This is a genomic window from Candidatus Nitrosotalea okcheonensis (genome assembly GCF_900177045.1).
In the GTDB taxonomy this organism is placed as follows: Archaea; Thermoproteota; Nitrososphaeria; order Nitrososphaerales; family Nitrosopumilaceae; genus Nitrosotalea; species Nitrosotalea okcheonensis.
On record NZ_LT841358.1, the window covers coordinates 594,740 to 619,446 of the forward strand.

Here is a 24,707-nt window from a genome sequence, read left to right on the forward strand (position 1 = left end):
TTTCAGAAAAATCTGTCAAAACTTTCAGTTACATCACAAGATTTGAACAGTAGATGTTTTAACATCTCATAATAGGTATCCTTTAGACATAATTATCAATAGAGTCTTCGCGCAGAGACTGTGCATCATATCCCCGCTTGACAAGGTCTGCAGCAAACTCATCTACAAATCCATGCACAGTGTATATTTTTTCAGGATTGCATCTTTTCACCAAATCAATCAATTCGTTATAGTCACAATGATCACTTAGTGCAATGGAATAATCATGACCGCGCGCAAAAGAAAATCTGGAAGATTGTGCCCACCCACTAAATCCGATTGTTATTGCGTCATACTTTGACTTCATGTGTTTGACAAAAGCATTTCTTCCGCTCATGTTAGGAGCAATCATAAGCCAAGGTTTTTTCTCAAGGAGTCCACGTGACTCGGCTTCAGTATGACCTATTGATTCATCAAGTGGTACTCCAAACTGTCTGTATAGGTCATTGACTTTTTTTACCGAATCATGATAATATGGATCCCAGTGTGAAAACAAGTGTGATAAAATCTGAGCTTTGCCAAGTTCATATCCCAACAAAATTACGGGTTTTCCTTTTCCATAAAGTTCTGAAATGATTTCATTTACACGTTTTACAGTGTCATCAATGGTAGGAAATACATATTCAGGCATCCCAAATGTACATTCAGTGATTAGTGTTTTGCATTTTGGAACAGTTGCACCTTTCATAAATCCTCGGTTACGAATAGAGATATCACCGGTGTAAAAAAGATCATCAAACAAGAGCCCTTTTGCTCCAAGTATGTGACCTGCATCAATCATTGAAAAATTCTCATATTGTTCAACATAGTTTTCAATCACATAACCTCGAAGTTTTGCAATCTCAGTTGTCTGCTTGGAAGCAATGAGAACTCCATCCCCTTTTTGATTGTGTAAATGATCAAGATGTGCATGAGATACAAAGCTAATCCCATTTTCAGTTCCACGTTTTGGATCAAGATGGACTGTCTTGTCACTATGTAATACCACGATTCCGTTTGATGTCATCTTTACCTTTGAGTTCAATTTGAGATTGTGCCAACCAGATTAGATATAAATTGCAAGATTAATCTGGTGCAACATACAGCATAATGACTTAAAACACCGATCTGTTGTTTTTCAGTTAAAATTAGTAAAGTGTTTATTCATACAAGACCAAAATCATTTCATGTTAAGTCTTGCCATTTTGATCTCAGGTAGAGGAAGCAACATGGAGAACATCTTAAAGGCTGTTAAAAAAAATAAAATTCCAATCAAGCCGGTCATAGTAATTTCAAACAAGCCAGACGCTAGAGGACTTGCCATAGCCCAAAAAATAGGGATAAGAACAGAGATTATAGATAGCAACGGCTTCAAGGGAGGAAACTGGGAGTATGACTCTAAACTTGTATCAGTTCTTGAAAAGCATGGGGTGACGCCACAAAATGGCCTCATATGCCTTGCAGGATTTATGAGAATAATGAGCCCAGAATTCATCAGGCATTACAAGGGAAGAATAATGAACATACATCCAGCCATATTGCCAGCATTTCCAGGATTACACTCACAAAGGCAGGCTCTAGAATATGGAGTGAAATACTCAGGATGTACAGTACACTTTGTAGATGAAGGTGTTGATACTGGACCCATTATTTTGCAGTCGGTTGTAAAGATAAAGGACAACGATACGGAAGAAAGCATTTCTAAAAAAATTCTCAAACAAGAACACAAAATATATCCAAAGGCAGTAAAGCTCTTTGCCAAGGGAAAAATAAAGATAGTTGGAAGAAAGACAGTAATTTCCTAGGTGTCAGGCCCTCCAAAAAAATACATTACAACGAGTTCTTTTTTGTTTCCATGAAACTTGTGGGGGATTTTTTTAGCAACGTAATATGACATGCCTTCTGAAACAGCATAGTCTTTTCCGTTAATTTCAAGAAATCCATCACCTTTTACAACATAATAAACCTCGTCATTTTCATGAGGTTCCTGTGTATCATTACCACCGGGTCCAAGTCTCAAAATCCCTGCTGCCAAGTTTTCCTTGTTTAGAAAGGTATGAAAGTATGTGTCGCTTTTTATAATTTTTTTTGCATATTCATTTGTGTCAAATACTATTTTCAATATCATTTCTGCGAGATGGCTCTTAATGATTTTAACTCAAGTCACACATGCACGGCATGTAAAATTTCCAAAGATTAAATATCCAAAAAATCATCCAAGTATGTTTGACGGGACAGAAAATAGATGGCATCATAGTGGCATCATCAGTTAAGGACAGGGTAAGATCAGCTGTAAAGGAACTGTCAGAGGATGGCATAGTGCCATGTCTTGCAACAGTTCTGGTAGGCGACGATCCTGCATCTTCAACATATGTAAGAAACAAGCAAAAAGCATGCGCTGATGTTGGTATAACTACAAAGGATCACAAACTTCCTCCCATCTTTTCTCAAAAAGAAATGAATTCCTTGATAAATTTATTAAATAATGATGAGACGGTCCATGGAATTCTAGTCCAACTTCCACTGCCAAGCCAATTAGATGGCTTTACAACAACTTCCAGGATATCACCCATAAAGGATGTGGACGGTTTAACGCCATACAATATTGGTCTTTTGACATCAGGGAGGTCAATCCTCAAACCCTGTACTCCCTCTGGGATAATGGAGTTGTTAGAGTATTACAAAATAGACTTGGAAGGAAAAAACGCTGTGATAATAAACCGAAGTAATCTAGTAGGAAAACCACTCTATAATCTCATGCTAGAAAAAAATGCCACGGTAACAACATGTCACTCCAGGACAAAGAATCTCAAGGAATATTGCCTTGGTGCAGATATCATAGTTACCGCAATAGGCGACAGATCAAAATTCATTCTAACAGAAGACATGATAAAAGAAGGCGCAGTGGTAATAGATGTCGGCACTGCAAGATTAGATGGTAAACTCGTAGGAGATGTAGATTATGACAATGTCATCAAAAAGGCATCATATGTCACACCAGTACCAGGCGGAGTAGGGCCAATGACAATAGCGATGCTTTTAAAAAACACTGTAACAGCTGCATCAATTAGTAAAGAATTTGTCCAACCCAGTTGAAAAATCAAGATTACGCAAACAAATGTTAGATGCTAGAGATGAACTCTCGCTTGATTTTATAAAAATTGCAAGCAATAGGATCCGGGACAATCTAAGAAAAATTGATTTTTACAGGCAAGCCAAGTCAATTGGTACATATTATTCAATAGGAAGTGAAGTTCAGACACATGATCTATTGCACGAATTTTTTAACCAAGGAAAAGAAGTGTCACTTCCACGAGTGGACAAGAATGATCTGGTCTTCAAAAAAATTTCAAGTTTATCAGATCTAGAACTTGGGAATTTTTCAGTGATGGAACCCAAGGAAAAATGTGAGACAACTAAAAAACTCGATGTCATCATAGTGCCTGCAATTGCACTTACTCGAGAAGGATACAGGTTAGGATACGGCTTTGGGTTTTATGATAGGTATCTACAAGGTAAAAAAATAAAGAAAATTGGTTTGACATATTCAAAACATGTACTAAAGTCATTTCCCCACGATGACCATGATGTAAAAATGGATTGTGTTGTAACAGAAGATTCAGTCATTCACATCAAGTAAAAAGGAAAAGCCATAGCCCTTGAGGAATTTTATGTTGTAATGATTATGCTGCCCCTTTTGAGCCATGGAATCATTTTACAATTATCTGACCCTGTATCCATGGGTGAATGATACAAAAGTAATCGTATGTTCCTGTATTTGTAAAAGTGAATTTGAATGTCTGTTCTGGCTCTATGACCTTACTGTCAAATATTGTACCTGCGACATCTCCAGTTGGTATGCCACTTGTTACTGTATGTCTTAGCGAGTCCTTATTTGTCCATGTCACAGTATCACCTCTTGAAATGATCAACGGGTTTGGATAGTAACAACTCTTGGTGCTTACACAATCGGGATGAGTACTAGATCCTGAGCCGTGAGTTATATCCACTGAAGTATTTGCAATACGATATACTTCAAAAAATGTTAAAAATGCGATTCCGATTATAACTGCAATTATTGGAATTATGAAAGATGATCTTTTCATGGTGTAACTATTCCGGTACTGATCTTAAACTCTTTCCAACAAATCATAACCTACGCTATGTCCTGATTGCGTCATGTTTTTAGGTACAAACGGGGGGCTTTCCCTTTTTATCCACATCAAGTAAAAGTACAGTCTTAGAAATTTGCACTATCATTGCTTGTTTATCTTTGAGCCACAATTTACCTTTATTTTTGAGTAAAGTAGAAACAATTCCATTTCATGTGAGGGATTGACTCCATGCTAGGCTGAAGACAATGTAAAATGTGTTGTGGTACATTGCTCGGCACAGGTAAAGGAATCACGTAAAATACAATACCTGTTCCAATTATTGCCAAAATTATGGATAGTATGATAACTGATTTTCTCATTACATAATTACGTCAGTATCAATCTTAAGATCTTTCCACCAATCCATCTGATTTCATGTGCGGCATATTGAATTATGTGAATCTTGGACTTGTTTTTTCATTTATGCCATGTAAGACCTTTTTTGCCAATATCCGTTCTACAGTATTTTGAGGGCCAATTTATTTTCCCCACCCGCAAGTACGCATTTGCGATTGCGTCCCCCAATGTCTCTCCAACTGCAGTCACCCCAAGCACTCTTCCACCACTTGTCAAAATTCTTCCATTCTCATTTCTTGTTCCAGAGTGAAAGACCTGTGAGTTAGGAGTCAAATCGTCAAGACCCAATATTTCCTCACCCGTAGGATACGATTCAGGATATCCTTTGGATGCAAGTATAACACATACTGCACTCTGTTTTTTCCATGACATCTGAGGTAAAGAAGACAGAGTACCATCTATGCTTGCCTGCACATATTCGAACAGGTCCGAGTCCATGCGCATCATTATTGATTGGCATTCCGGATCGCCCATTCTTGCGTTAAACTCCAAGACATAAGACTTGCCATCTTTTAGCATTATTCCGGCATACAAAAATCCCTTGAACACAATGCCTTCCTTTTTCATCGATGTGATTGTTTTTTCAATGACATTTTTTTGAATTTCATTTGCAGTGAAATCATCAATCACAGGAGTTGGAGAATATGTCCCCATCCCACCAGTATTTGGTCCCTTGTCATCGTCATAGATTCTCTTATGATCCTGACTTGTAGCCATAGAATATGCAATGTTCCCATCAGAGAGTGCAATAAAAGAGGCCTCAACCCCATCTATCCTCTCCTCCAAGATAATTTTCAAGCCCGCATTACCAAAACTTTTGTGTACAAGCATCTTGTTTATTGCATCAACTGCTTCAGAAGAACTGTTACATACAATCACGCCTTTTCCAGCAGCAAGACCATCGGCTTTTACCACCAAGCGAAAGTCAACAGACTTTGCAAAATCTATTGCTTTATTCGGATCATCAAAGACTTCAAATCTTGCGGTAAGAATGCCATTTCTCTGCATGAAGTTTTTTGCCCAGATCTTGCTGGATTCCAATTGTGCTGCATTCTTCGTAGGACCAAATATTCCAAGTCCTTTTTTTGTAAACTCATCGACTATGCCATTTGACAGCGGAATTTCAGGACCCACCACTGTTATGCAGTCATTCTCTTTTGCAAACTTGGCAAGACCCTCAATATCATCAGAAGAAATACATACATTGTTTGTAGTGCCTCCATTTCCAGGTGCAAAGTAAACGTTATCGACTTTTGAACTCTGCGCAAGCTTCCAACCTATAGCATGCTCGCGTCCACCGGAGCCCACAATCAAAATGTTGACCAATGCTTTCGGCTTGAATCATGAGGTATATAATCCAAGATTGGTTTTAGAAATATTCATTAAAGCATCAGATGGATGTACTTTATTGACTCAAGTAGATACAGCAAAATCAGTCTACCTTTTCACACATGGTAGAAGTGACTTGGAGACAGCTGCAACAGATGCACTTGTTGCAAACGGTTTTACAAAAGAAAAGATAATTTCTGCAAAAGCAGACGCAGTGGGAAATGTAGGTGACTACATGGCAATGCTCTGGATGCCACCGACTCCTAATCAAATAAAGATCCAAAAAATAACCAAAGTGGAACAAGTCAAAGCAGAAGGCATGATTGGACTCTGGAAAGGCGTTTCAAAGGAAGACCTTTTCACAATACCTCTAAAATAACCCATAAATTATTTTCATACTAGCACATTTATTTTAATCATATTTTCATCCAGAGATATTTTTTGGCATCATAGCATATCTTGTATAAGTGCAGATATGAAACTATCAAACTCAGAGTCTTGAAATATTATTGTCTCAATTTTATCTTGTTTTATTGCAGTTTGAACTGCTTGTAAGTGATAACATTGCCGTCCTTTTTCCATTGCGTTATAGTAATAGTCTTCACATGAGCAGTATCCCAGATCCGAATCAAGCCAATGCTCGTTTTCTTTTCCAACCACAGTCCAGATTTTTCTGCCGCTTGGCTCAAACAGGTGCAACTTTACACCATTTGTAGATACGATTGACTCTACATCCCCTGATTCTTTTTTCACAAGAATTTAATTGAAAAAAGACAGGTATATCTTTGATGGTAAAGACAAGAATTATTCCTTCACAGCCAGCATTAATTTTAGAAGACATACAACGATTTCTTGTTGTTACCGACTTGCATATTGGATTTGAGATTGGCATGATCTCAAATGACATAAACGTTAGGCCAGAAGAAATTGTTGAAGAAATCCACCTAACTCTTAACTCCTTGATAAAATCTGAAAAACTTGACAATCTCATCATACTTGGCGATATCAAGTCAGGCATAGATTCCATCTCAAAGATAGAATGGCAGACAGTGCCAATGTTTTTTGAGATTGGAAAAAAAATCAACACGCTAGTGGTTCCAGGAAACCATGATGGAAACTTGGCTCATTTGATTCCAGATTATATTACCATGACCGGCCCATCAGGTCTAGTCATAGGAGATACCCTATTGACACACGGTCATGTGATGCCATCTGAAAATTTTTCGCATGTAGACAAAATAATCATGGGCCATCTTCATCCAGTGTATTTTCAAGAAGGTTCTGTACTAGATGGACAAAGATTATGGGTGTCAATCAAGACCAGAAAACAGAATATTTTTCCATCTAGTAAGGGTGAAATTGAGATAATAATAATGCCATCCTTTAACAAATATTTTTATGCAACACACAAGCACTATCATAAAAAATCAATCTCGCCTATACTTGCAAGAATAAAGGAAGACTATTCTGCAAAGATTGTAACACTTGACGGTTCAATAATTGGAGACGAGTCAATACTCAAAAACATAGTTTGATTTTTGAAAAACTAGTCCACTTTCTCGTATGGTTCTAATGGTTTTTTTGTAGTGTCGTTATGTCGTAACCATTCCAAGGTCTTGGCAAAGGAATCAGCAAGCTCTGTTGTTATCAGTACAGGTATTCCAAGCTCGACAGCTTTTCTTCGTATTTGATATTCATCATAAAGCATGCCAACATATTTTTCAAGTGTTGATGTACTTGGTACATTTATTATGAAATCAATTTTTCTTTCATAAAGTAAATCTGCAATATTTGGTTTTCTTTGAGGCTCACTTATTTTGTATACTACCTCAACATCTCCTATCCTTTTATCGGATAAAAATTCTGCAGTATGCTCAGTTGCAAGTAGCTTGTATTCCAGACTTTTAAGCAATATGGCAGTCTGCAATAGTTTTTCCTTGTTTTCAAATCCACCCGCGCTGATAAGAACAGAACCCTGTTTTGGCAAAGAGTACCCAACAGATGTCAAGCCCTTTGCAAGCGCATCATAGAAACTATCTCCAAAACATGCAGCCTCTCCAGTAGATTGCATTTCTACACCTAGTATGACATCAGCTCCATCAAGTTGCATAAAGGAAAACTGTGGAACCTTGATTCCATAATGATGTATTTTACGCCACCTGTCTTTTGCGATGGTTGGAAGTGACTTTCCAAGCACTGCACGTGCTGCCAAGTTGATGAGGTTCATCCTTACAAATTTTGAGACAAATGGCATGGAACGTGATGCCCTGATGTTGAGCTCTATGACATAGACTTGGTCTTGATTTATTAGAAATTGGAGGTTAAATGGGCCCTTGATTTTAAATGCAATTGCAACTTTTTTTGCATAATCAAGTATTGTATCAATCACCTTATTATTCAAAGTCCATGGTGGAATGCACATCATAGAATCGCCAGAATGAACACCTGCACCTTCAATGTGTTCAATTACTGCACCAATCACTACGTTTTTTCCATCCCCCACGCCATCCACTTCAGCCTCCAGTGAATTTAGCATGAACTTTGTTATGACTACCGGATAATCAGGTGAAACATTTGTTGCCTCTGCAAGATATTGTTTGAGTTGCGTTTCTGACCATACAACTTTCATGGCAGCTCCACTTAGTACATATGAAGGTCTCACAAGAACTGGATAACCAACTTTTATCGCAAATTTTTTGGCATCGCCAAGACTCGAAAATGCTTGCCAAGGCGGCTGTCGGATATTTAGTTCATCTAATACTTTGCTAAAAGTTGAACGGTTCTCAGCCCTGTCAATGTCTTCAAAAGACGTGCCAATTATTTTTATTCCATTTTGTGCAAGTTTTGGTGTAAGGTTGTTTGCAATCTGTCCTCCTACTGCAGTAACAATGCCATCTGGTTTTTCAAAGTCTGTGATATCCAACACTCGCTCAAGTGTAAGCTCTTCAAAGTATAGCCTATCACAGATGTCATAATCAGTCGATACCGTCTCAGGATTACAGTTGATCACAGAGACTTCTTTTACCCCATTCTCTTTTAGTCCCCAGACCATGTTTACCGTTCCCCAGTCAAACTCTACACTGCTTCCAATTCTATAAGGACCGGCACCGAGTACTATGATTTTTTGAGAGTCAGATACTACCTCGAAATCATTAACTTTTCCACCATATGTGAGATACAGATAATTTGTTTTGGCAGGCCATTCTGCTGCCAAAGTGTCAATTCGTTTTACTACAGGTATAATTCCTGCCGCTTTTCTTATTTTTCTAATATCAAGATCATCTTTTCCAACAAGCCTTCCAATCTGCTTGTCCGAGAATCCAAATTGTTTTGCTTCATGTAATAAGTTGTCGTCAAGTGTAGACTCTTTGAGTTTTTTCTCAGTTTTTACTATATTTTCAATTTTTTCAATAAACCACGGATCAATTGCAGAAAGTTTGTAGATTTGTTCTATCGACATTTTTTGCCGCAGTGCTTCTGCCACATAGTACAAAATATGATCATCTGATTTTTGCAGTTTATTTTCAATTTCTTCAATGTCACATTTTTTATCAGGATTACGGTTTGCAACAAGCCCATCATTTCCAATCTCAAGCATTCGTATTGCTTTTTGTAGAGATTCTTCAAAACATCTACCAACCCCCATTACTTCGCCTACAGATTTCATTGTAGGGCCCAAGTTACGATTTGCAAGCTCAAACTTGCTAAAGTCCCACCTAGGGTGTTTACATACAATATAGTCAAGGGACGGCTCAAAACATGCAGTAGTTGTCTTGGTGATTCTGTTTACAAGTTCTGGAAGAGTGTGACCCATTACAATTTTTGCAGCCATGTATGCAATAGGATACCCAGTTGCTTTGCTTGCAAGAGCAGATGAACGAGAAAGTCTTGGATTCATCTCGATTGCAACATACTTGTCGGAATTTGGATCTAGTGCAAATTGTACATTACATTCCCCAACAATTCCAACATGTTTTGCAGCACGTAACGCTGCAGAGCGTAACATCTGGTATTCATAATTATCAAGCGTCTGAGAGGGTGCAACTACAATATTGTCACCGGTGTGTACTCGCATTGATAGAACATTTTCCATGTTGCATATGATGACATTATTTCCTGCATAGTCTGCCATGACTTCATACTCAATTTGTTTCCAGTGTCCAATGTATTCTTCAATCAATACTTGTCCTACAAGACTTGCATTAAGACCCCTTGCTACAATTTCATGGAGTTCAATTTCATTGTGTGCAACTCCTCCACCTTTTCCTCCAAGCGTGTACGCAACACGTATGATTACGGGGTAGCCAATGTCTTTTGCAACTTTTTTTGCCTCTTCAAAGTTATAGACAGTTCTGCTTTTGAGTACTGGTACATTACATCCTATCATAGAGTCCTTGAAGAGTTGTCGGTCTTCAGTAGCTTGAATTCCACCTACTTGAGTTCCAAGCACCTTTACGCCATATTTTTTTAGAACTCCGAGTTCTTCCAGTTTTACCCCACAGTTAAGTGCAGTTTGGCCTCCAAAGCCAAGCATTAGACCATCAGGCCTCTCTGCTTCTATGATAGATTCTACATATTGTGGATTAACTGGAATAGAGTACACCCTGTCTGCAAATCTTGTATCAGTTTGTATTGTTGCAATATTTGGATTTACAAGAACACTCTTGATTCCCTCTTCCTGGATGGCTTTGAGGCACTGGCTACCGGAGTAGTCGAATTGACGGTCATTTTGTGACTTTCGCCTGCTTCTCCGATTTTGATTGCCCCACTTCCAAGAACCAGAATCTTCTTTAATGACTCATCTTTTGGCATTGTCCTCCCCTATGAGTTTATTGAGCTCTTCAAAAATAAACATACAATCAAAAGGTCCAGGTGATGCCTCCGGATGAAATTGTACAGCAATTATTTTCTTTTGCTTGTGTTTTATTCCCTCTACTGTTTTATCATCAGCATTTGTAAACCACAATTTAAAATCAGTATTTTCTAGCGAGTCAGGATTAATACAATATCCATGATTCTGACTTGTCACATAGACTTGGTTAGTGTCAAGATTGATGCAAGACTTGTTTTGCCCTCGATGACCATATTTTAGCTTGTACGTACTTGCACCACCTGCAAGCCCTAGGATTTGTGCCCCAAGACAAATTCCCAATGTCGGAATATTTTTTTCAATTACTTGTTTTGCAATTGTCATTGTTTCAGCACATTTGATTGGATCACCAGGTCCATTTGAAAATATTATTCCCTTTGGATTGTATGACAAAATCTTTTCAAGTGAATAGTTCCAAGGAACTTTGATTACATTATAGCCAAGACTTCGGACATTTCGCAATATGGAGTTTTTTACACCAGTATCAATCACCACGATTGATTCAGATCCAGAGCCAAACGTTTGAGGTTCTTTTATAGATACAGCATTCATAAATTCCTCGTCATTATATTTTGTAGCAGACTCGAGTTTCTTTTTAATTTCTTGCACATCAATTGGAGTATCAGATACGGCAAGTGCAGCCATCATCACTCCACTTGTTCTAAGTTTCATGGTAAGATCCCTAGTATCAATTCCTGAAATTCCAGGGATTTTTTCACTATAAAGCCACTCATCCAGAGTCATTGCGACATTCCAATGACTTGCAGTGAGAGACAATTCGTGAACCACAAGACCTCTTGCCTGTATTGCTTCAGACTCTGTGTTTTTTCGTATGCCATCAGGATCTTTTGCAGTAGGATCAGGAACACCATAGTTCCCAACAAGAGGATACGTAAGTGTTAGAATCTGCCCACTGTACGACGGATCCGTGAGCGCCTCAACATATCCAGTCATTCCTGTATTAAATACTGCCTCGCCAAACGCCACAGTCGGATATCCAAAACCCATTCCTTCAAAAATGGTACCATCTTCTAAAATCAACATACCAAACTTGTTTGCATGTTTGGCTTTTTTTGTTGGAATCCTTGAAACCCTCTGCATGTGGATTTTAATAGAGATTTAAATTTTATGGCGATCTAAGATTTGAATTCCCACTAGAATATCAGGTTAATGGAAAATGTTTGGAAAAATAAGATTCAGAGTGCTTTGAACTGCTCAGTCCATTTGTAATATGCACGTATCATTTCCATACTTACACTTGGCTTTCTTCTTGAAATTATTTCTTTAAAGTCTGCAGTTGTCAATACACGCGGTTGTGATTTTGGCTCACCCAACACCTCTTCTCCAAAGTGTGGAGAGTGGAACAAATCATTTACCACCATCAACTGGGCAGACTGACATATATCTTTGACATCAGATGCGCTATATCCATCTGCCAATTTTGCAAGCTCAAGTGACTTTACTTTGTCATCTTTGTGTAACTGCGATGTATAGAGTTCAAAGAGATTTTCTCTTGCCTCAAGAGATGGAAGTGAAACATATACTCTCTTGGTAAATCTCCTAAGAAACGGCCAGTCAAGACTCCATGGCTTGTTTGTTGCACCAATGACATATAGCTTGAGATCTTTTCCCTTACCATTTATTCCATCCATTTCGGTTAAAAATTGGTTTTTGACACGAATCTCTCCACCAATCTCACTATTACGATTACCAAGAAGTGAATCTACTTCGTCAATGAACAGTATTACTGGAAGTCCTTCTTTTTCTGCCAAACCTCTTGCCATCTGAAAAAGTTTTGAAACATTTTTCTCAGCTTCTCCTAGCCACTTGCTCATCATAGATGCCGCATCTACGTTGATAAAATAACCATCAATCTCGTTGGCAGTAGCTGCTGCGATGACAGTCTTTCCACATCCCGGTGGACCATAAAGTAAGATTCCTCTTGGCCATCCAAGTGGGAACAGATCAGGTCTTTTTGCAGGATATACAATTGATTCTCGTAAAGCATTCTTTGCGTCATCCAGACCAATAACTTCCTCCCAAGTCACATTTGGTTTTTCCTTCATGATAAGGGAGTCTAGTTCATTTTTAGTAAGAGATTGTTTTTGTTCTTCAGGAGTAGCCTTTGGATCCACTGCTGGTTCTAACTCTACATTATTCATCTGTAAAGCCTTGATACGATTCTGATACGCTGCAGTTCTCTCTTGATATACTCTATTTAGTTTGTTTTCAGGATAAAGTTGGATTAGTTTGACAAGGGATTCGATTGCTCTTTGATAATTTGCAATCGCCATTCCACGAGCACCTTGGGAATCAAGTTTTATTGCTTCTGCGGCAAATTTGCTTGCACTATTTTCTAATTCTTGGGGGGCTAGACTCATAACAACATCAACTATATCTCGACTGCAGTTCTTTCAAGGTAATCACCGGTGTTAATTCGTCTAGAAGAATTTGTTAAATTAATTGCACCAACGTTTTGTTTTGGAATTTGAGCCTCAACATAGGCCATTTTTACAGGTTCTACTTGTGGAACAAGTGTGTCTAAAAGTGATTGAATTTTAAAATCATCAATCTTGGTTTGAGATTCCCTTTTGAATACAAGACTTTGAGTCACATCAGCATGCAGTGTCTGAATCTGACACAGTGCAAACTCTGCAGACATGACTAAATCTTCAAGATTATCTTTCATTCCATTAACAGAATTTGCAGCATGTAGTACAATTCCAACAAATTCCTGCAAAAAGGACTTGATCTCCTTCTTGTCTTGATATTTCGTGAGTAAATATTCAGCAGCATGTATGACTTGTCTTATGTCTTTTAGTTCCTCAACAGAAAGAGTCTCAATAAATGCATCATTTTCATCCTTGTCTTTTTGAGATATCTTTAGTTCTACCTTAGAAGAGAGTATCCTTATTTTGTCCATATATCCAGACAAATCTGATTGACCATCACTCTTTGTGAAGTTAAGCATGCCACGACCTTACCAGAAATCTAGATTAGGGAACTGCTTGCATATTTTAGAGTCGGCGATTAATTTAGCTTCATCCAAGAGCTTGCCAGAGACTTCATTTGCTTTAGCAAAGTCTAGAGTTGCGCTTCCCAAGTGTGCTGCGTCAATAATTATACCGCCTAATAAAAGAGACAGCTCACCTAGCTGAAAATCCATTGCTGGCATTAGCGCGAGTAGTTTAGATCGTATTGTCCTGACAACTGATATCGTAGGAGACAAGACAGTAGGCACATTGCCAAGGCCAACTATACAGTCAAGGCTTCGTCTTATCTGCCTCAGAGATTCAATCGTGTATGAGAGTTCTCGCTCATATCTGACTTGTTTTTCAAGCGTAGTAAGTGACATACGGTCGTTGTCTAGTAGATTATACATGTCAAGATTATTTTGATTTACATCATGACGATGCTGTACAAGAATATCAAGTAAGCCATCTACAATCTCTGTTGCATAATCAATTCTTGGCTTTATGGTGCTTGCACGCACAAGCTGGCTTTTATTTTCATGTTCAATAACCCATTTTGATTCATTTATCATCCCAGTAGGAAGCCTGACTTTGTACTTATACGGTCCTTGTTACAACAAATAGTGTCACCATGGTAACACATGCGATAGATACAGCTTAGTATTTTTTCGAATCTTTGTTCAATGAATTTAGCTATTTAGCTTACCTTTCAATTTGATGAACCTACACATGGTCAAAGGTCAAGATCTAGCTGTAAGCCTTGAGGAATTCGGGCTGAGTAAATATGAAGCCCAAGCCTATGTCACCTTAATCACAAAGGGTACAATTTCTGCCGGGGAGCTTGCATACTATTCCAACCTACCAAGAACCAAAGTCTATCCAACCCTGTTAAAACTTGAACGAAAAAAGATTGCAATCATATCAAAAAGTAAACCAATCATGTGTACTGCAATTGCACCAGAAGACGCTTTTGATGAAATTATCCAGGAGCAAATTAATCGTGTAAATGCCATGAACAGTCTCATTACAAAGTTAAAGCAACTAAGCGAAGATAGTAAAAAAGCAAGAGGTTCGGAAGAGCAGCGATATTTCCATCTGGCTGCAAACTATGTATTCAAACAGCTGCAAACAATGATAGAAGGCTCCAAGACATCTATACATATTGTGATTGATTCATGGGGGCTGAATCTGTTGTCACAATGTAAAGAAGTTCTTCTGCATGCATTGCGAAAAGATATTGACATCAAGATGGTTATTCCCACAAGCCTTGTATGTTCTGAGACATTCTATGGCCTACCAGCTGGAATCAAGATAAAGACATCAGATAGCACACAGAATGTTTTCACTTTTGATGATTCTGAAATTCTCATGATAAATAGCAACAATGGCAAAGGCGCAATATTCCACTCAAACGATGTATTGGGAACCAACCAAATCAAGTCATTTGATCAAATATGGAAAAATGGAATTAAGATAAGCAACTTGGGAGATATGACAAAGAGCGATGCTCAAGAGATACTAAGAGCAATTCAATTAGTAACCCAGAATGGATTAGGTTATGTTTTGAATTCCATGATAAACTCAAAAAATAAGGCATTAGACATTTTGAATTTTTTAAATAAAAATGGAATTGATCTTGAATCAAAGACATTTGATGAAATAACATCCCTTGTAAATTCCACACTTGACATAACATGTTCTGGTCGTCTACGCTACGAATCTAACGCGAATCATTTTGTAATAGAATCCAAGATGAACAGTGGCCATTCTATTCCATGGGCATTACTGCTTGAGGGATATTTGAATAAAAAGGGGGTCAAGACCAAGATGATTTACAATGATCACGTACACAATGGCGAGCGAATTCACATCAAGGTTGATTCCAAAATCAGTATGAGTCCATAGACAATAGAAAGCAAATATTCGCTTCATGGGACACATACCCACATAGCATGCCCATGTAAATTATGAAAACATGACTAGCACAGCAATCAAAGCGTTAACCACTACAAACCCTGTTTGCTCTAATTGCCACAGTGTTAGTGTCAGCACACCAGCATACGCAATTAATGGACATGGTGTATCATATAGTCCTGAATTCAGAGTGGGAAGCCTTGTGCAATATTCAAACGGTCTTCAGATCAACTGAAAATCAATAGACGTCTCAAAATATTCGCAAACAATTTCAACTCAGAATTTGTACATAAATGACACTTCAGACATTAGTTTGAAGATCTATCATCATGATGGTTCACAAAATATCCAACATGTGATAGTATTCATGAACCTAAACGGTGACAATCCACAATCATACCAGAGCAACACAGGGACAGAATTTGATAAAACAAATGGTGTATCTGTAGTAGATCCAAATAACGTATTCAAGAGCATAACCGCCAAAGTCACCTATGATAAAAATTTCATGCACCTTAGCTACAAGATAGTTGCGAAGAATCCAATGAATACAACTGATCTGATAGTAAGAGCATGGAACAAAACTTATCATCATCACAGGTGATAATACTCAATGCAATCAAAATTGGATACATGCCTGTAACATTTTCCAGCATGGCTCAATAGACAGTCATATACAGATAAATCATTTTTATTTTTATATTTTTTAACAATTGTACCTTTATAATATGATGCAGTCCACTCCACCCTAGAATGTCATTATCAACGGATTTTAACCCAAAAAAAATAGAGGCAGATGTAAAGAGTGCTCTAGCAGAACTTGATCTAGAGAAATTAATTTTTGAGTCAAAAAACAAGACTAGGAAAATCGCATTCATAGAGGGACCGCCAACCATGAATGGAATTCCACACGCGGGACATCTTCGAGGAAGAATAATGAAGGATCTATGGTATAGGTACATGACGTTACGAGGTTACAAAGTAATCTTCAATGCAGGATGGGATACCCAAGGACTTCCCGTTGAATTGCAAGCAGAAAAAGAATTAGGAATTTCAGGAGGCAAATCTCATGCCATTGAATCCGTAGGAATTGAAAAAATAGTTGCAGAGTGTAAAAAAATTGTTTACAGATTTAATGAAAAATGGGTTGCACTTGACAAGCTTCTAGGCATGTCATTTAACCAACAAAAGGCATACTGGACATACAAAGATGAATACATAGAGCGAGAGTGGAAGTATCTCAAAAAGGCCCAAGAGATCGGAGTCTTATCAGAGTCATACAAGGTGGTTGCATACTGTCCCAGCTGTCAGACATCACTGAGTCATGCTGAAGTCAACCAAGGATATGATACAGTAGTAGATCCATCTCTTTACTACAAAGTCAAATTACATCACGAAGATCTTTATCTGATTGTTTGGACCACGATGCCATTCACCTTGGTTACAGATACCATGGTAGGACTAAACCCAGATGAAAATTATGTCCATACAAAAGTAGGAAATGAGACATGGCTGGTTGGTGAAAAAAGATTAGAGGAGTTCATGAAAGAAGTAAAAATTGATGATTATACAGTTACCAAGACTGTGAAAGGCTCTACCCTAGAGGGAAAAAAATACATCCACCCGCTATTAGATCAGATTCCAGGTCTGGAAGAATTTTCAAGATCTTCCAATTTCCACATTGCAGTTGCAGAAAATTTTGTAGATATTCAAACAGGAAGCGGTCTTGTTCACCTCTCCCCTGCCAACGGAGAAGACGATTTCGAGATTGCGTCAAAGAGAGCAATGCCAATTTTCAATCCAATAAACGATGAAGCAAAATTTACAGAAAAAGCAGGAGTATATTCAGGATTATTTGTAAGAGATGCTGATGAAAAAATAGTTAATTCGTTAAAGGAAAAAGGCGCACTTGTGAAAATTGGCAAAATAAAACACCAATATCCATTATGCTGGAGATCACAGCACAAGTTGCTCTGGCTTGCAAGAAGAGGTTTTTTCTATTTTCTTGACAGACTAGGAGACAAGGCAGTACAAGCCGCAGAAAATGTAGAATATTTCTTCGAGCCTCCAAGAAATAGATTTTTGGAAATAATAAAAGACAAACATCCATGGTGTATTTCAAGGGAGCGGATCTGGGGATGTCCACTACCCACATGGAATTGCAAAAACTGTAAACATTCCAAATGGTTTTTCTCAAGAGAGGAGATAGTAAAATCAGCATCGGATCTTCCAGATGGGCCAAATTTTGAGTTGCATAGACCATGGATAGACAACGTATCCATAAAATGTGAAAAGTGTGGAAGTATGATGGAAAGAGAACAATTTGTTTTGGATACATGGCACAACAGTGGTGCTGCACCTTATGCATCACTTTCTGATGAAGACTATAAAGACAACATTCCGGCACTTTTCCTGACCGAGGGAATAGACCAGACACGAGGATGGGCATATACATTATTAATAGAAAACGTAATTTTCAACAACGCGCCCATTGCGCCATTCAAATCATTTTTGTTCCAAGGTCATGTACTTGACAAAAATGGCAACAAGATGAGTAAGAGTAAAGGGAATGTGATGGATGCAATTGAATTGCTTGAAGAACATTCTGTTGATCTGGTGAGATTATACTTTATGTGGAAATCAAGTCCAATTGAGCCAATTAATTTTAGCACTGATGAGCTTGTATCAAGACCATACCAGATACTAAGTACTCTATATCATCTTCATTTGTATTTTAAACAAAATAGTGAGTATGATAAATATGATAAAAAACACAATTTACGATGGGCAGAAGGCAAGAGCCTCTTAAAGGAACCAGAAATTTGGATTTTATCAAAACTGCAGAAATTAATTTCTTCAGTAATAGAATCACAGGATAAATGCAGGTTCCACGAAGCAGCAAGAGCGATAGACGACTATCTGATAAATTCAGTAAGTCAGGTATACATTCCAATCACACGCGAAGAATTGTGGGCAGAAGATGATTCTCAGAAGGAACGAAGATTTGCAATTTACGCCACACTTTCAGAAATACTGATTACACTTGACATACTTTTACATCCAATTTGTCCGTTTATAACGCAATATCTTTATGACTCCATGTTTGCAAATAAAAAAAACATACTTTTGGAAGATCATCCATCATCACAGATTTCTCTTACAAATGATAAAGTTGAGGAAGCATTTGACTTGATGAAGGAATCAGTCTCTGTTTCTTCTGCTGCAAGAATGAAAGGCAAGCTCAAGAGAAGGTGGCCCCTTGACAAGGCAATAATTTGTGTAGAGCCAGGTCAGAAGGAAAAATTAGAATCGCTCTCTGAGCTACTGCGTTCTCAACTTAATGTAGAAAAATATGAGATAATTGAATTACAAAAATCAGACGGACTTGAATTTGTGTCAAATCTGCTACAAAAAGAAATGCCAATCGTTCCAAAGATAGAACTTGAAAGAAAAAAAATTGGACCAAAGGCAAAACAGAATATGGGAAGATTATTAGATAAATTTGCACAGACAGACTCGAGTGTAATCGTAAATGATCTTTTGAAAAATGGTGCACACATATTTGATCTAGAAGATACTAAAATTGAATTATTAAAAGAAGATTTCATAATAGGGTACTCCGAAAAAGAAGGGTTTGCAATGTCAAGCCATGATTACCTAATTGTATTTATCAGTACAACTAGAAATCGTGAGATGTTGGCAAGAGGCATGATAAGAGACATTGCAAGAAGATTACAAGTATTAAGAAAAGAGAGAGGGTACACTCCAACTGATATACTGGAGTCAGCATATATTGTAGGTCTTGATGATGAATCTCTTGAGATGACAAAAGAAAAGCAATCAGATCTTTCATATCTAGTGCGAGTTAAAAAAATAATATTTGAAGACAAGGCAAAAAACTACAAAGATGAAGATTTAGATGGTCAAAAAATTCGAATCTCAATCGAGTAGTGCTTCATCCATTGCATTAAATAATAAAAAAATATACCATACTCCATGCCAAAACAGATAACCTTAGACGGTTGGCTCATATCACACCTTGCCATTTTATTAAAGAAGGCATCGTCTCACGTTACAAAGACCAAGACCCCCCTCGTATTATACAGAAATACACTAGAAGAGGAAGAAGAGGCATATCAGGAGACCGTTTGTACCATCACAGATGGATATGTCATAGTACAAGTAATTACATCTGGGGGTGGAGTAGTTCCAAGTTTTCAACAACAATTTGTTTTTACACCAGATGAGTTTCCAAACTGGTTGATGCGAAAAAGCAAGGATCTGTTTCTTCAATGTATAGACACATTGGAAGAACAATTCAACTAAAGTTTTTCACGTCAATTATTATATCATAAAATTTCAATTTCACGATAATTAGCCTTAAAAGTGTCAGCGTGAAAAACAGTCATAGTTTTTGGGGCCGGACCAGGCAAGAGGGTGTCATTTGACACTCGGTACCGACCCCAAAACATTTGTGTCATAATACTATCAATGTGAAACATAGATGAGGTCGGCATATCAGGCGCAATTACATTGTGTAAAGTATCACGTGCAATATGTGACAATCAGTAAATGGATTTTTGATCGAATATGATTTTACTCCACATACAATGCCAAACTTGATTTCACATCTTGACAACATTATCAATTCATAGTTTGTGTGAATATACAACATCAAACAGATTATAAAGACCATAAAAATGAAAAATCACAATGCGTCTACTAGAGTATCAAGCAAAATCTTTGTTTGCAGAATACAACATTCCAATTCCAAAGGGATTGACATCTACAGACATTGTACAGGGGAGAAAAGACGCCGCAGTGCTTGGATTTCCGTTTGTAATAAAAGCACAGATGGCAGTAGGAGGAAGAGGAAAGGCAGGTGCCATTCAAAGATGTCAAAACGTAGATGAATTTGAGTTAAAATATCCAGACATAATGCAAAAAATAGTCAAGGGAGAAAAAACAAAGGCAATTTTACTTGAAAAAATGGCAGATATTAAAAAAGAACTTTATCTTTCACTATTCTTGAACAGAGGCAAAAGGTGCTATACAATAATTGCATCAGGCGAGGGAGGTGTAGAGATTGAATCCGTCAAGAATCAAATAATTCACGAAGTTGGACTTGGTAACGTTGATGCTAAGATAGCCGAAGAAGTAGGAAAAAAGATGGGACTAAAAGACAAGCCACTGACTCAGTTTGTTGATATTTTACAGAAATTAGCAAAAATTACAATAGAAAAGGAGGCCGAGCTTGCGGAGATCAATCCGCTTGCAGTAGTAGGGGACGATTCAGTTGTTGCCCTAGATGGTAAGGTCATCATAGATGACAATGCAATGTTCAGACACGAGGAATTACGCAAGTTCCAAGAAATCTCTGAGCTTGAAGAGAGGGCAGAAAAGAGTGGATTTTCACTTGTAGAGCTTGATGGAAATATTGCAGTAGTAGGAAATGGTGCAGGTTTAGTCATGTCTACTCTTGACATGCTATCAGACAATGGAGGAAAGCCTGCTTGCTTTTTGGATGTTGGAGGCGGTGCAACTACTGAGACAGTGTATGAGGCACTCACTTTGATTAGTAAAATGAAAAAGGTGAAAGGAATACTTGTAAATCTTTATGGCGGAATTGTCAAGACTACAACAGTTGCAACCGCTTTTATCAAAGCATATGAAGATAAGATAATAGATCTTCCAGTCTTTGCAAGAATGTCAGGCGCAGAAGCAGACAAGTCAAAAGAAATGCTCAAGGGCTCAAGAACAAAAATGTTTGACACCATTGAAGAAGCAATAAATGCGGCAGTAATCGAGATGAATAAAAATGGTTGATCTTTTTGAATTATTAATTGGTAATAAGAGTGACAAGGATTACAAGAAAAAACCAGTCATCGTACAGGGGATCACAGGAAAGTTTGGTGCATTCCACACACAGCAAATGCTAGCATATGGGACAAATATTGTGGCAGGTGTGACACCGGGCAAGGGGGGACAAAAATATGAAAGAGTTCCAATTTATGAAACAATGAGTCAGGCTGTAAGTGCAACAGGTGCCAAGATTTCAATCATATTTGTTCCAGCAAAATTTTTCTTGTCTGCAGCAGTTGAGGCACTAGAGTCTGGAATAAAATTACTAATAGCCATCCCAGAACATGTCCCAGTAAAAGATGCATTAACAATTGTAGACTTGGCAAAGAAAAAAGACGCCATCGTGGTAGGTCCAAACACTCCAGGAATCATAATTCCTGGAATAATTAAGATAGGAATTATGCCAGCAATGCCTTTCAAGGAAGGAAGAATTGCAGTAATCTCAAGAAGTGGAACTTTGATGTATGAAGTGTCACATAACTTATCTGTTGCAAACTTTGGTCAAAGCGTATGTTTTGGAATAGGTGGAGATCCAATCAACGGCACGCCGTTAATTCAGGCATTTGACATCATACGAGACGGAGCAAATATTGACGGAATTGTAGTAGTAGGCGAAATTGGAGGAGATGCAGAAGAGATGCTTGCGCAACATATCATTGATACCAAATTTGACAAGCCAGTAGTTGCATACATTGCTGGAAGAGCAGCACCAAAAGAAAAGAGAATGGGGCATGCAGGTGCGATCGTTTATGGAAATTACGGTTCTGCCGAATCAAAGGTATCAATGTATGCCAAGGCAAATGTACCAGTTGCCAAGAGGCCTGCTGAAGTACCCATGCTTTTAGCAGGAAAGTTTGAAAAAGGTAGAATCAAATAGCAGGAAATTGGAGAAATAGAAAATGCCCATAACAGATCCACTGAAAAAATCAATAGCCCAGAAGGCTAGACTTCACTTCAAAGTCTGTTTTTCATGTGGTGCAAAAAATCCGATTAGTGCATCAAGATGTCGCAAATGTCACAACATCTACCTTAGACTAAAGAACAGAACACTGGGAATCAAAAAGTAATCAGCAATCTCCACCGCATCCACAACTATCATCACGTGCCATTTTTAATGGATTCCTAGCATCGTGTTTTGCTTTTTGATAGTGTGCTACATTTAGAATTCTTTCAGCAACAACCATGTTTGTCACGTGGCTGGCCTCAAGCCATTTTTCTATATCATCAATTTTGTATATATTGCCACTTGAAAGAATTTTTGTAAAGGTGTCCTTGATCAGATCATCTTGCTCCCTACCAAGTGTCTCATTGCAATCAATAGTTACAAGATTATTCAATAAAGCAAGTGATCTTTCTGAAAGCGGCATAAATTATCCAATTCAGAATAGTATAAGAATTTTCCAAGATCTCTTGATATATGGGCAACTGTAAGATTTTCCTGGATACAACATGTTCATCATCAATTTCAAGAATTATGACGAGATTGCAGGTACAAAGTCAACACGCCTGGCAAAAAGCGCTGCAAAGATTGCAAAAAAACATAGTGTAAAAATTATTGTTTGTCCTCCCCAACATCTCATGTCAGAAATAACCCGAATTTCTTCTGACGTATTTGCACAACATCTTGACAACGCAAAAGTTGGCAGTACAACAGGTTTTGTCATACCTGAAATTGTAAAAAAATCAAGGATTACAGGTTCCCTCATAAATCACAGCGAGCATAGAATACCGTCAAATGAGATCGAGGAGATAATAATTAGAATGAGAGAATTAAAAATGACATCAGTTGTCTGTGTACAAGATGTAAATGAAGCGTGGAAATATTCAAAACTCAACCCAGATTACATCGCAATAGAACCGCCAGAGCTGATAGGTAGTGGCAAGGCAGTCTCCAAAGAAAAACCAGAGGTCATAATAGATGCAGTCAAGGCAGTAAAGAAAGCAAACAATTCTACACAATTGTTATGCGGTGCAGGAATTGTTTCAGGAGAAGATGTGTCACGAGCATTAGAACTTGGAGCAAAAGGAATACTCGTCGCAAGTGGCATTGTAAAAGCAAAGAATTGGGAAAAAGCAATAGAAGAATTTGCTTTAGCGTTCAACAAAAAATAGATGATCTTGTGTTCAGATGTAGATTGATAAATAAATACATGTCCAGAATTTTCAACACATGGTCTTAGAAAACGACATACTTGAAGAACTAAAAAGATCAGAGAAGATGTCACACCAAAACCCACACCATCAACTCCAGAACCAAGAGGAATCATTGTAGAATTCAAAGAATTCATTGGCAAAACAGGAGTTTTTGGGTCTAGCCATTGGTTTCATAATGGGCACCGTAATTGGCAGAGTGGTAACTGCACTAGTACAAGATCTCATCATGCCAATCCCTAGCGTATTCATAGAAGGAGGGGACTGGTGAAAAGCTACAATCACCATACCGATAGGAAATGGGATGAGTTTTGGAATAGGAGACTTGTCGGTGTTGTGATTGATTTTCTCATAATCTCCATTGTTATCTTTGTGATAGCAAAATTTGGACGAAAGTCAGGCTTGAAATAGCCTCTATCTGATTTTTTTATATTTTCAGCATAAAATAGAGGGAGGCTTGAAATATTGAACTTGGTATTTATTTCGTATAATGCTTCCAAGACTTGAATCAATAAAACAGGCAAGAATGAAGATAGGTCTGACTCAACAAAAACTGGCATCACTTACAGGGGTTAGCACTTCAATGATCAACCAGATCGAATCAGGAAGGTGTCAACCAAGTTATGCTACCGCAAGAAAAATATTTGAAGTATTATGGTCTTTAGAAAGTCAGTCATCAACCAAGGCAGGAGATATTTGTAGTAAAGAAATTGCCAAACTCAAGGCCCAAGATTCACTCCATGATGCAATAAAAAAGATGCAGGAATTATCAATCAGTCAGATGCCAATCTTTGAGGGCCTAGATGTAGTTGGCGTGATAACAGAGGACGGTATTGTAAAACATATTTTAGATAATGATGAAACTGAACGAAAAAGGATCAAGATATCAGAGGTAATGGATCCGAGACCCCCAGTTGTTGATTATAACACTCCAGTCAAGACACTTGTATCACTTATAAGATATTCAAAATGTGTGTTGGTGTCAAAACAAGGCAAGATTGTTGGAATAATCACTGCATCTGATGCACTCAAGCTAGTGGACTAGTTTTTTGATATACTCAGATCTCAATTAATATAATT

General features: G+C 37.8%; 26 protein-coding genes and 1 pseudogene. 16 read left to right on the forward strand and 11 right to left on the reverse strand.

All coding sequences use genetic code 11. The annotated features are described in order from the left end of the window. Positions 1-82: 82 nt before the first annotated feature. A complete protein-coding gene (locus tag BQ3481_RS03590) occupies positions 83-1,063 on the reverse strand; it encodes an MBL fold metallo-hydrolase RNA specificity domain-containing protein (protein WP_394336730.1) in 981 nt (326 codons plus the stop codon). 142 nt (positions 1,064-1,205) lie between these two features. On the opposite strand from BQ3481_RS03590, the gene purN reads away from it, so the two are divergent. After that, a complete protein-coding gene (purN, locus tag BQ3481_RS03595; RefSeq protein WP_157927017.1) occupies positions 1,206-1,823 on the forward strand; it encodes a phosphoribosylglycinamide formyltransferase in 618 nt (205 codons plus the stop codon). On the opposite strand, the gene BQ3481_RS03600 is transcribed toward purN, so the two are convergent. Further along, on the reverse strand, positions 1,820-2,140 hold the full coding sequence (locus BQ3481_RS03600; RefSeq protein WP_157928456.1) for a cupin domain-containing protein: 321 nt from the start codon (positions 2,138-2,140) through the stop codon (positions 1,820-1,822). The two genes, purN and BQ3481_RS03600, sit on opposite strands and share 4 nt — an antisense overlap. A gap of 104 nt (positions 2,141-2,244) precedes the next feature. On the opposite strand from BQ3481_RS03600, the gene BQ3481_RS03605 reads away from it, so the two are divergent. Together BQ3481_RS03605 and BQ3481_RS03610 are read left to right on the forward strand one after the other, a co-directional pair. Continuing rightward, complete coding sequence (locus tag BQ3481_RS03605; RefSeq protein ID WP_157927018.1) at positions 2,245-3,114, forward strand: bifunctional 5,10-methylenetetrahydrofolate dehydrogenase/5,10-methenyltetrahydrofolate cyclohydrolase; 870 nt, start codon at positions 2,245-2,247, stop codon at positions 3,112-3,114. Beyond that, positions 3,098-3,658, forward strand: coding sequence for a 5-formyltetrahydrofolate cyclo-ligase (locus tag BQ3481_RS03610; protein WP_157927019.1), 561 nt, complete (start codon positions 3,098-3,100; stop codon positions 3,656-3,658). The genes BQ3481_RS03605 and BQ3481_RS03610 overlap by 17 nt, the downstream gene beginning before the upstream one ends. A gap of 70 nt (positions 3,659-3,728) precedes the next feature. Here BQ3481_RS03610 and BQ3481_RS03615 read toward each other — a convergent pair whose 3' ends face one another. Both BQ3481_RS03615 and purD read right to left on the reverse strand, forming a co-directional pair. Further along, a complete protein-coding gene (locus BQ3481_RS03615; protein ID WP_157927020.1) occupies positions 3,729-4,124 on the reverse strand; it encodes a cupredoxin domain-containing protein in 396 nt (131 codons plus the stop codon). 465 nt (positions 4,125-4,589) lie between these two features. Next, a complete protein-coding gene (gene purD / locus BQ3481_RS03620; RefSeq protein ID WP_157927021.1) occupies positions 4,590-5,855 on the reverse strand; it encodes a phosphoribosylamine--glycine ligase in 1,266 nt (421 codons plus the stop codon). A gap of 82 nt (positions 5,856-5,937) precedes the next feature. Between purD and BQ3481_RS03625 the strand changes: the two genes are divergently transcribed. Continuing rightward, the gene (locus BQ3481_RS03625; protein ID WP_157927022.1) at positions 5,938-6,237 is read left to right on the forward strand and encodes a hypothetical protein; all 300 of its coding nucleotides are present in this window, start codon (positions 5,938-5,940) and stop codon (positions 6,235-6,237) included. 68 nt (positions 6,238-6,305) lie between these two features. On the opposite strand, the gene BQ3481_RS03630 is transcribed toward BQ3481_RS03625, so the two are convergent. After that, complete coding sequence (locus BQ3481_RS03630) at positions 6,306-6,611, reverse strand: hypothetical protein (protein WP_157927023.1); 306 nt, start codon at positions 6,609-6,611, stop codon at positions 6,306-6,308. 35 nt (positions 6,612-6,646) lie between these two features. On the opposite strand from BQ3481_RS03630, the gene BQ3481_RS03635 reads away from it, so the two are divergent. Further along, complete coding sequence (locus BQ3481_RS03635; RefSeq protein ID WP_157927024.1) at positions 6,647-7,393, forward strand: metallophosphoesterase; 747 nt, start codon at positions 6,647-6,649, stop codon at positions 7,391-7,393. A gap of 11 nt (positions 7,394-7,404) precedes the next feature. On the opposite strand, the pseudogene carB reads toward BQ3481_RS03635, so the two are convergent. From carB to BQ3481_RS03660, 5 genes and pseudogenes are all read right to left on the reverse strand, one after another. Next, positions 7,405-10,670: pseudogene (gene carB / locus BQ3481_RS03640) on the reverse strand (carbamoyl-phosphate synthase (glutamine-hydrolyzing) large subunit). Next, the gene (carA, locus tag BQ3481_RS03645) at positions 10,657-11,829 is read right to left on the reverse strand and encodes a glutamine-hydrolyzing carbamoyl-phosphate synthase small subunit (RefSeq protein WP_173848077.1); all 1,173 of its coding nucleotides are present in this window, start codon (positions 11,827-11,829) and stop codon (positions 10,657-10,659) included. The pseudogene carB and the gene carA overlap by 14 nt, the downstream one beginning before the upstream one ends. 95 nt (positions 11,830-11,924) lie before the next feature. Then, positions 11,925-13,109: an AAA family ATPase gene (locus BQ3481_RS03650; protein ID WP_157927025.1), complete on the reverse strand. Its 1,185-nt coding sequence runs from the start codon at positions 13,107-13,109 to the stop codon at positions 11,925-11,927. Between the two features lie 11 nt (positions 13,110-13,120). Further along, positions 13,121-13,699, reverse strand: coding sequence for a hypothetical protein (locus tag BQ3481_RS03655; protein WP_157927026.1), 579 nt, complete (start codon positions 13,697-13,699; stop codon positions 13,121-13,123). 9 nt (positions 13,700-13,708) lie between these two features. Continuing rightward, positions 13,709-14,272, reverse strand: coding sequence for a hypothetical protein (locus tag BQ3481_RS03660; RefSeq protein WP_157927027.1), 564 nt, complete (start codon positions 14,270-14,272; stop codon positions 13,709-13,711). 145 nt (positions 14,273-14,417) lie between these two features. Here BQ3481_RS03660 and BQ3481_RS03665 point away from each other — a divergent pair, with 145 nt between their 5' ends. The 7 genes from BQ3481_RS03665 to BQ3481_RS03695 all read left to right on the forward strand — a co-directional run bounded on the left by BQ3481_RS03665 (position 14,418) and on the right by BQ3481_RS03695 (position 22,543). Next, positions 14,418-15,605 (forward strand): TrmB family transcriptional regulator, encoded by a 1,188-nt coding sequence (locus BQ3481_RS03665; RefSeq protein WP_231911856.1) that lies wholly within the window; start codon positions 14,418-14,420, stop codon positions 15,603-15,605. A gap of 376 nt (positions 15,606-15,981) precedes the next feature. Continuing rightward, the gene (locus BQ3481_RS03670; protein WP_157927028.1) at positions 15,982-16,218 is read left to right on the forward strand and encodes a hypothetical protein; all 237 of its coding nucleotides are present in this window, start codon (positions 15,982-15,984) and stop codon (positions 16,216-16,218) included. Between the two features lie 149 nt (positions 16,219-16,367). Next, entirely contained in the window at positions 16,368-19,565 is a 3,198-nt protein-coding gene (ileS, locus tag BQ3481_RS03675) for an isoleucine--tRNA ligase (protein ID WP_157927029.1), read from the forward strand. Positions 19,566-19,610: 45 nt separating this feature from the next. Next, complete coding sequence (locus tag BQ3481_RS03680) at positions 19,611-19,940, forward strand: hypothetical protein (protein WP_157927030.1); 330 nt, start codon at positions 19,611-19,613, stop codon at positions 19,938-19,940. Positions 19,941-20,327: 387 nt separating this feature from the next. Beyond that, positions 20,328-21,440 (forward strand): succinate--CoA ligase subunit beta, encoded by a 1,113-nt coding sequence (locus BQ3481_RS03685; RefSeq protein ID WP_157927031.1) that lies wholly within the window; start codon positions 20,328-20,330, stop codon positions 21,438-21,440. Next, on the forward strand, positions 21,433-22,353 hold the full coding sequence (gene sucD / locus BQ3481_RS03690; RefSeq protein WP_157927032.1) for a succinate--CoA ligase subunit alpha: 921 nt from the start codon (positions 21,433-21,435) through the stop codon (positions 22,351-22,353). The genes BQ3481_RS03685 and sucD overlap by 8 nt, the downstream gene beginning before the upstream one ends. A gap of 22 nt (positions 22,354-22,375) precedes the next feature. After that, complete coding sequence (locus BQ3481_RS03695; protein WP_157927033.1) at positions 22,376-22,543, forward strand: 50S ribosomal protein L40e; 168 nt, start codon at positions 22,376-22,378, stop codon at positions 22,541-22,543. On the opposite strand, the gene BQ3481_RS03700 is transcribed toward BQ3481_RS03695, so the two are convergent. After that, complete coding sequence (locus BQ3481_RS03700) at positions 22,544-22,843, reverse strand: hypothetical protein (protein ID WP_157927034.1); 300 nt, start codon at positions 22,841-22,843, stop codon at positions 22,544-22,546. A gap of 82 nt (positions 22,844-22,925) precedes the next feature. Here BQ3481_RS03700 and tpiA point away from each other — a divergent pair, with 82 nt between their 5' ends. The 4 genes from tpiA (at position 22,926) to BQ3481_RS03720 (ending at position 24,672) form a co-directional block, all read left to right on the forward strand. Continuing rightward, positions 22,926-23,588, forward strand: a complete 663-nt coding sequence (tpiA, locus tag BQ3481_RS03705) for a triose-phosphate isomerase (RefSeq protein ID WP_157927035.1) — start codon at positions 22,926-22,928, stop codon at positions 23,586-23,588. 175 nt (positions 23,589-23,763) lie between these two features. Then, positions 23,764-23,898, forward strand: a complete 135-nt coding sequence (locus BQ3481_RS03710; RefSeq protein ID WP_157927036.1) for an MscL family protein — start codon at positions 23,764-23,766, stop codon at positions 23,896-23,898. Continuing rightward, positions 23,895-24,038 (forward strand): hypothetical protein, encoded by a 144-nt coding sequence (locus BQ3481_RS03715; RefSeq protein WP_157927037.1) that lies wholly within the window; start codon positions 23,895-23,897, stop codon positions 24,036-24,038. Before BQ3481_RS03710 ends, BQ3481_RS03715 begins: the two co-directional genes overlap by 4 nt. A gap of 79 nt (positions 24,039-24,117) precedes the next feature. Beyond that, entirely contained in the window at positions 24,118-24,672 is a 555-nt protein-coding gene (locus tag BQ3481_RS03720) for a CBS domain-containing protein (protein ID WP_157927038.1), read from the forward strand. Positions 24,673-24,707: the final 35 nt, after the last annotated feature.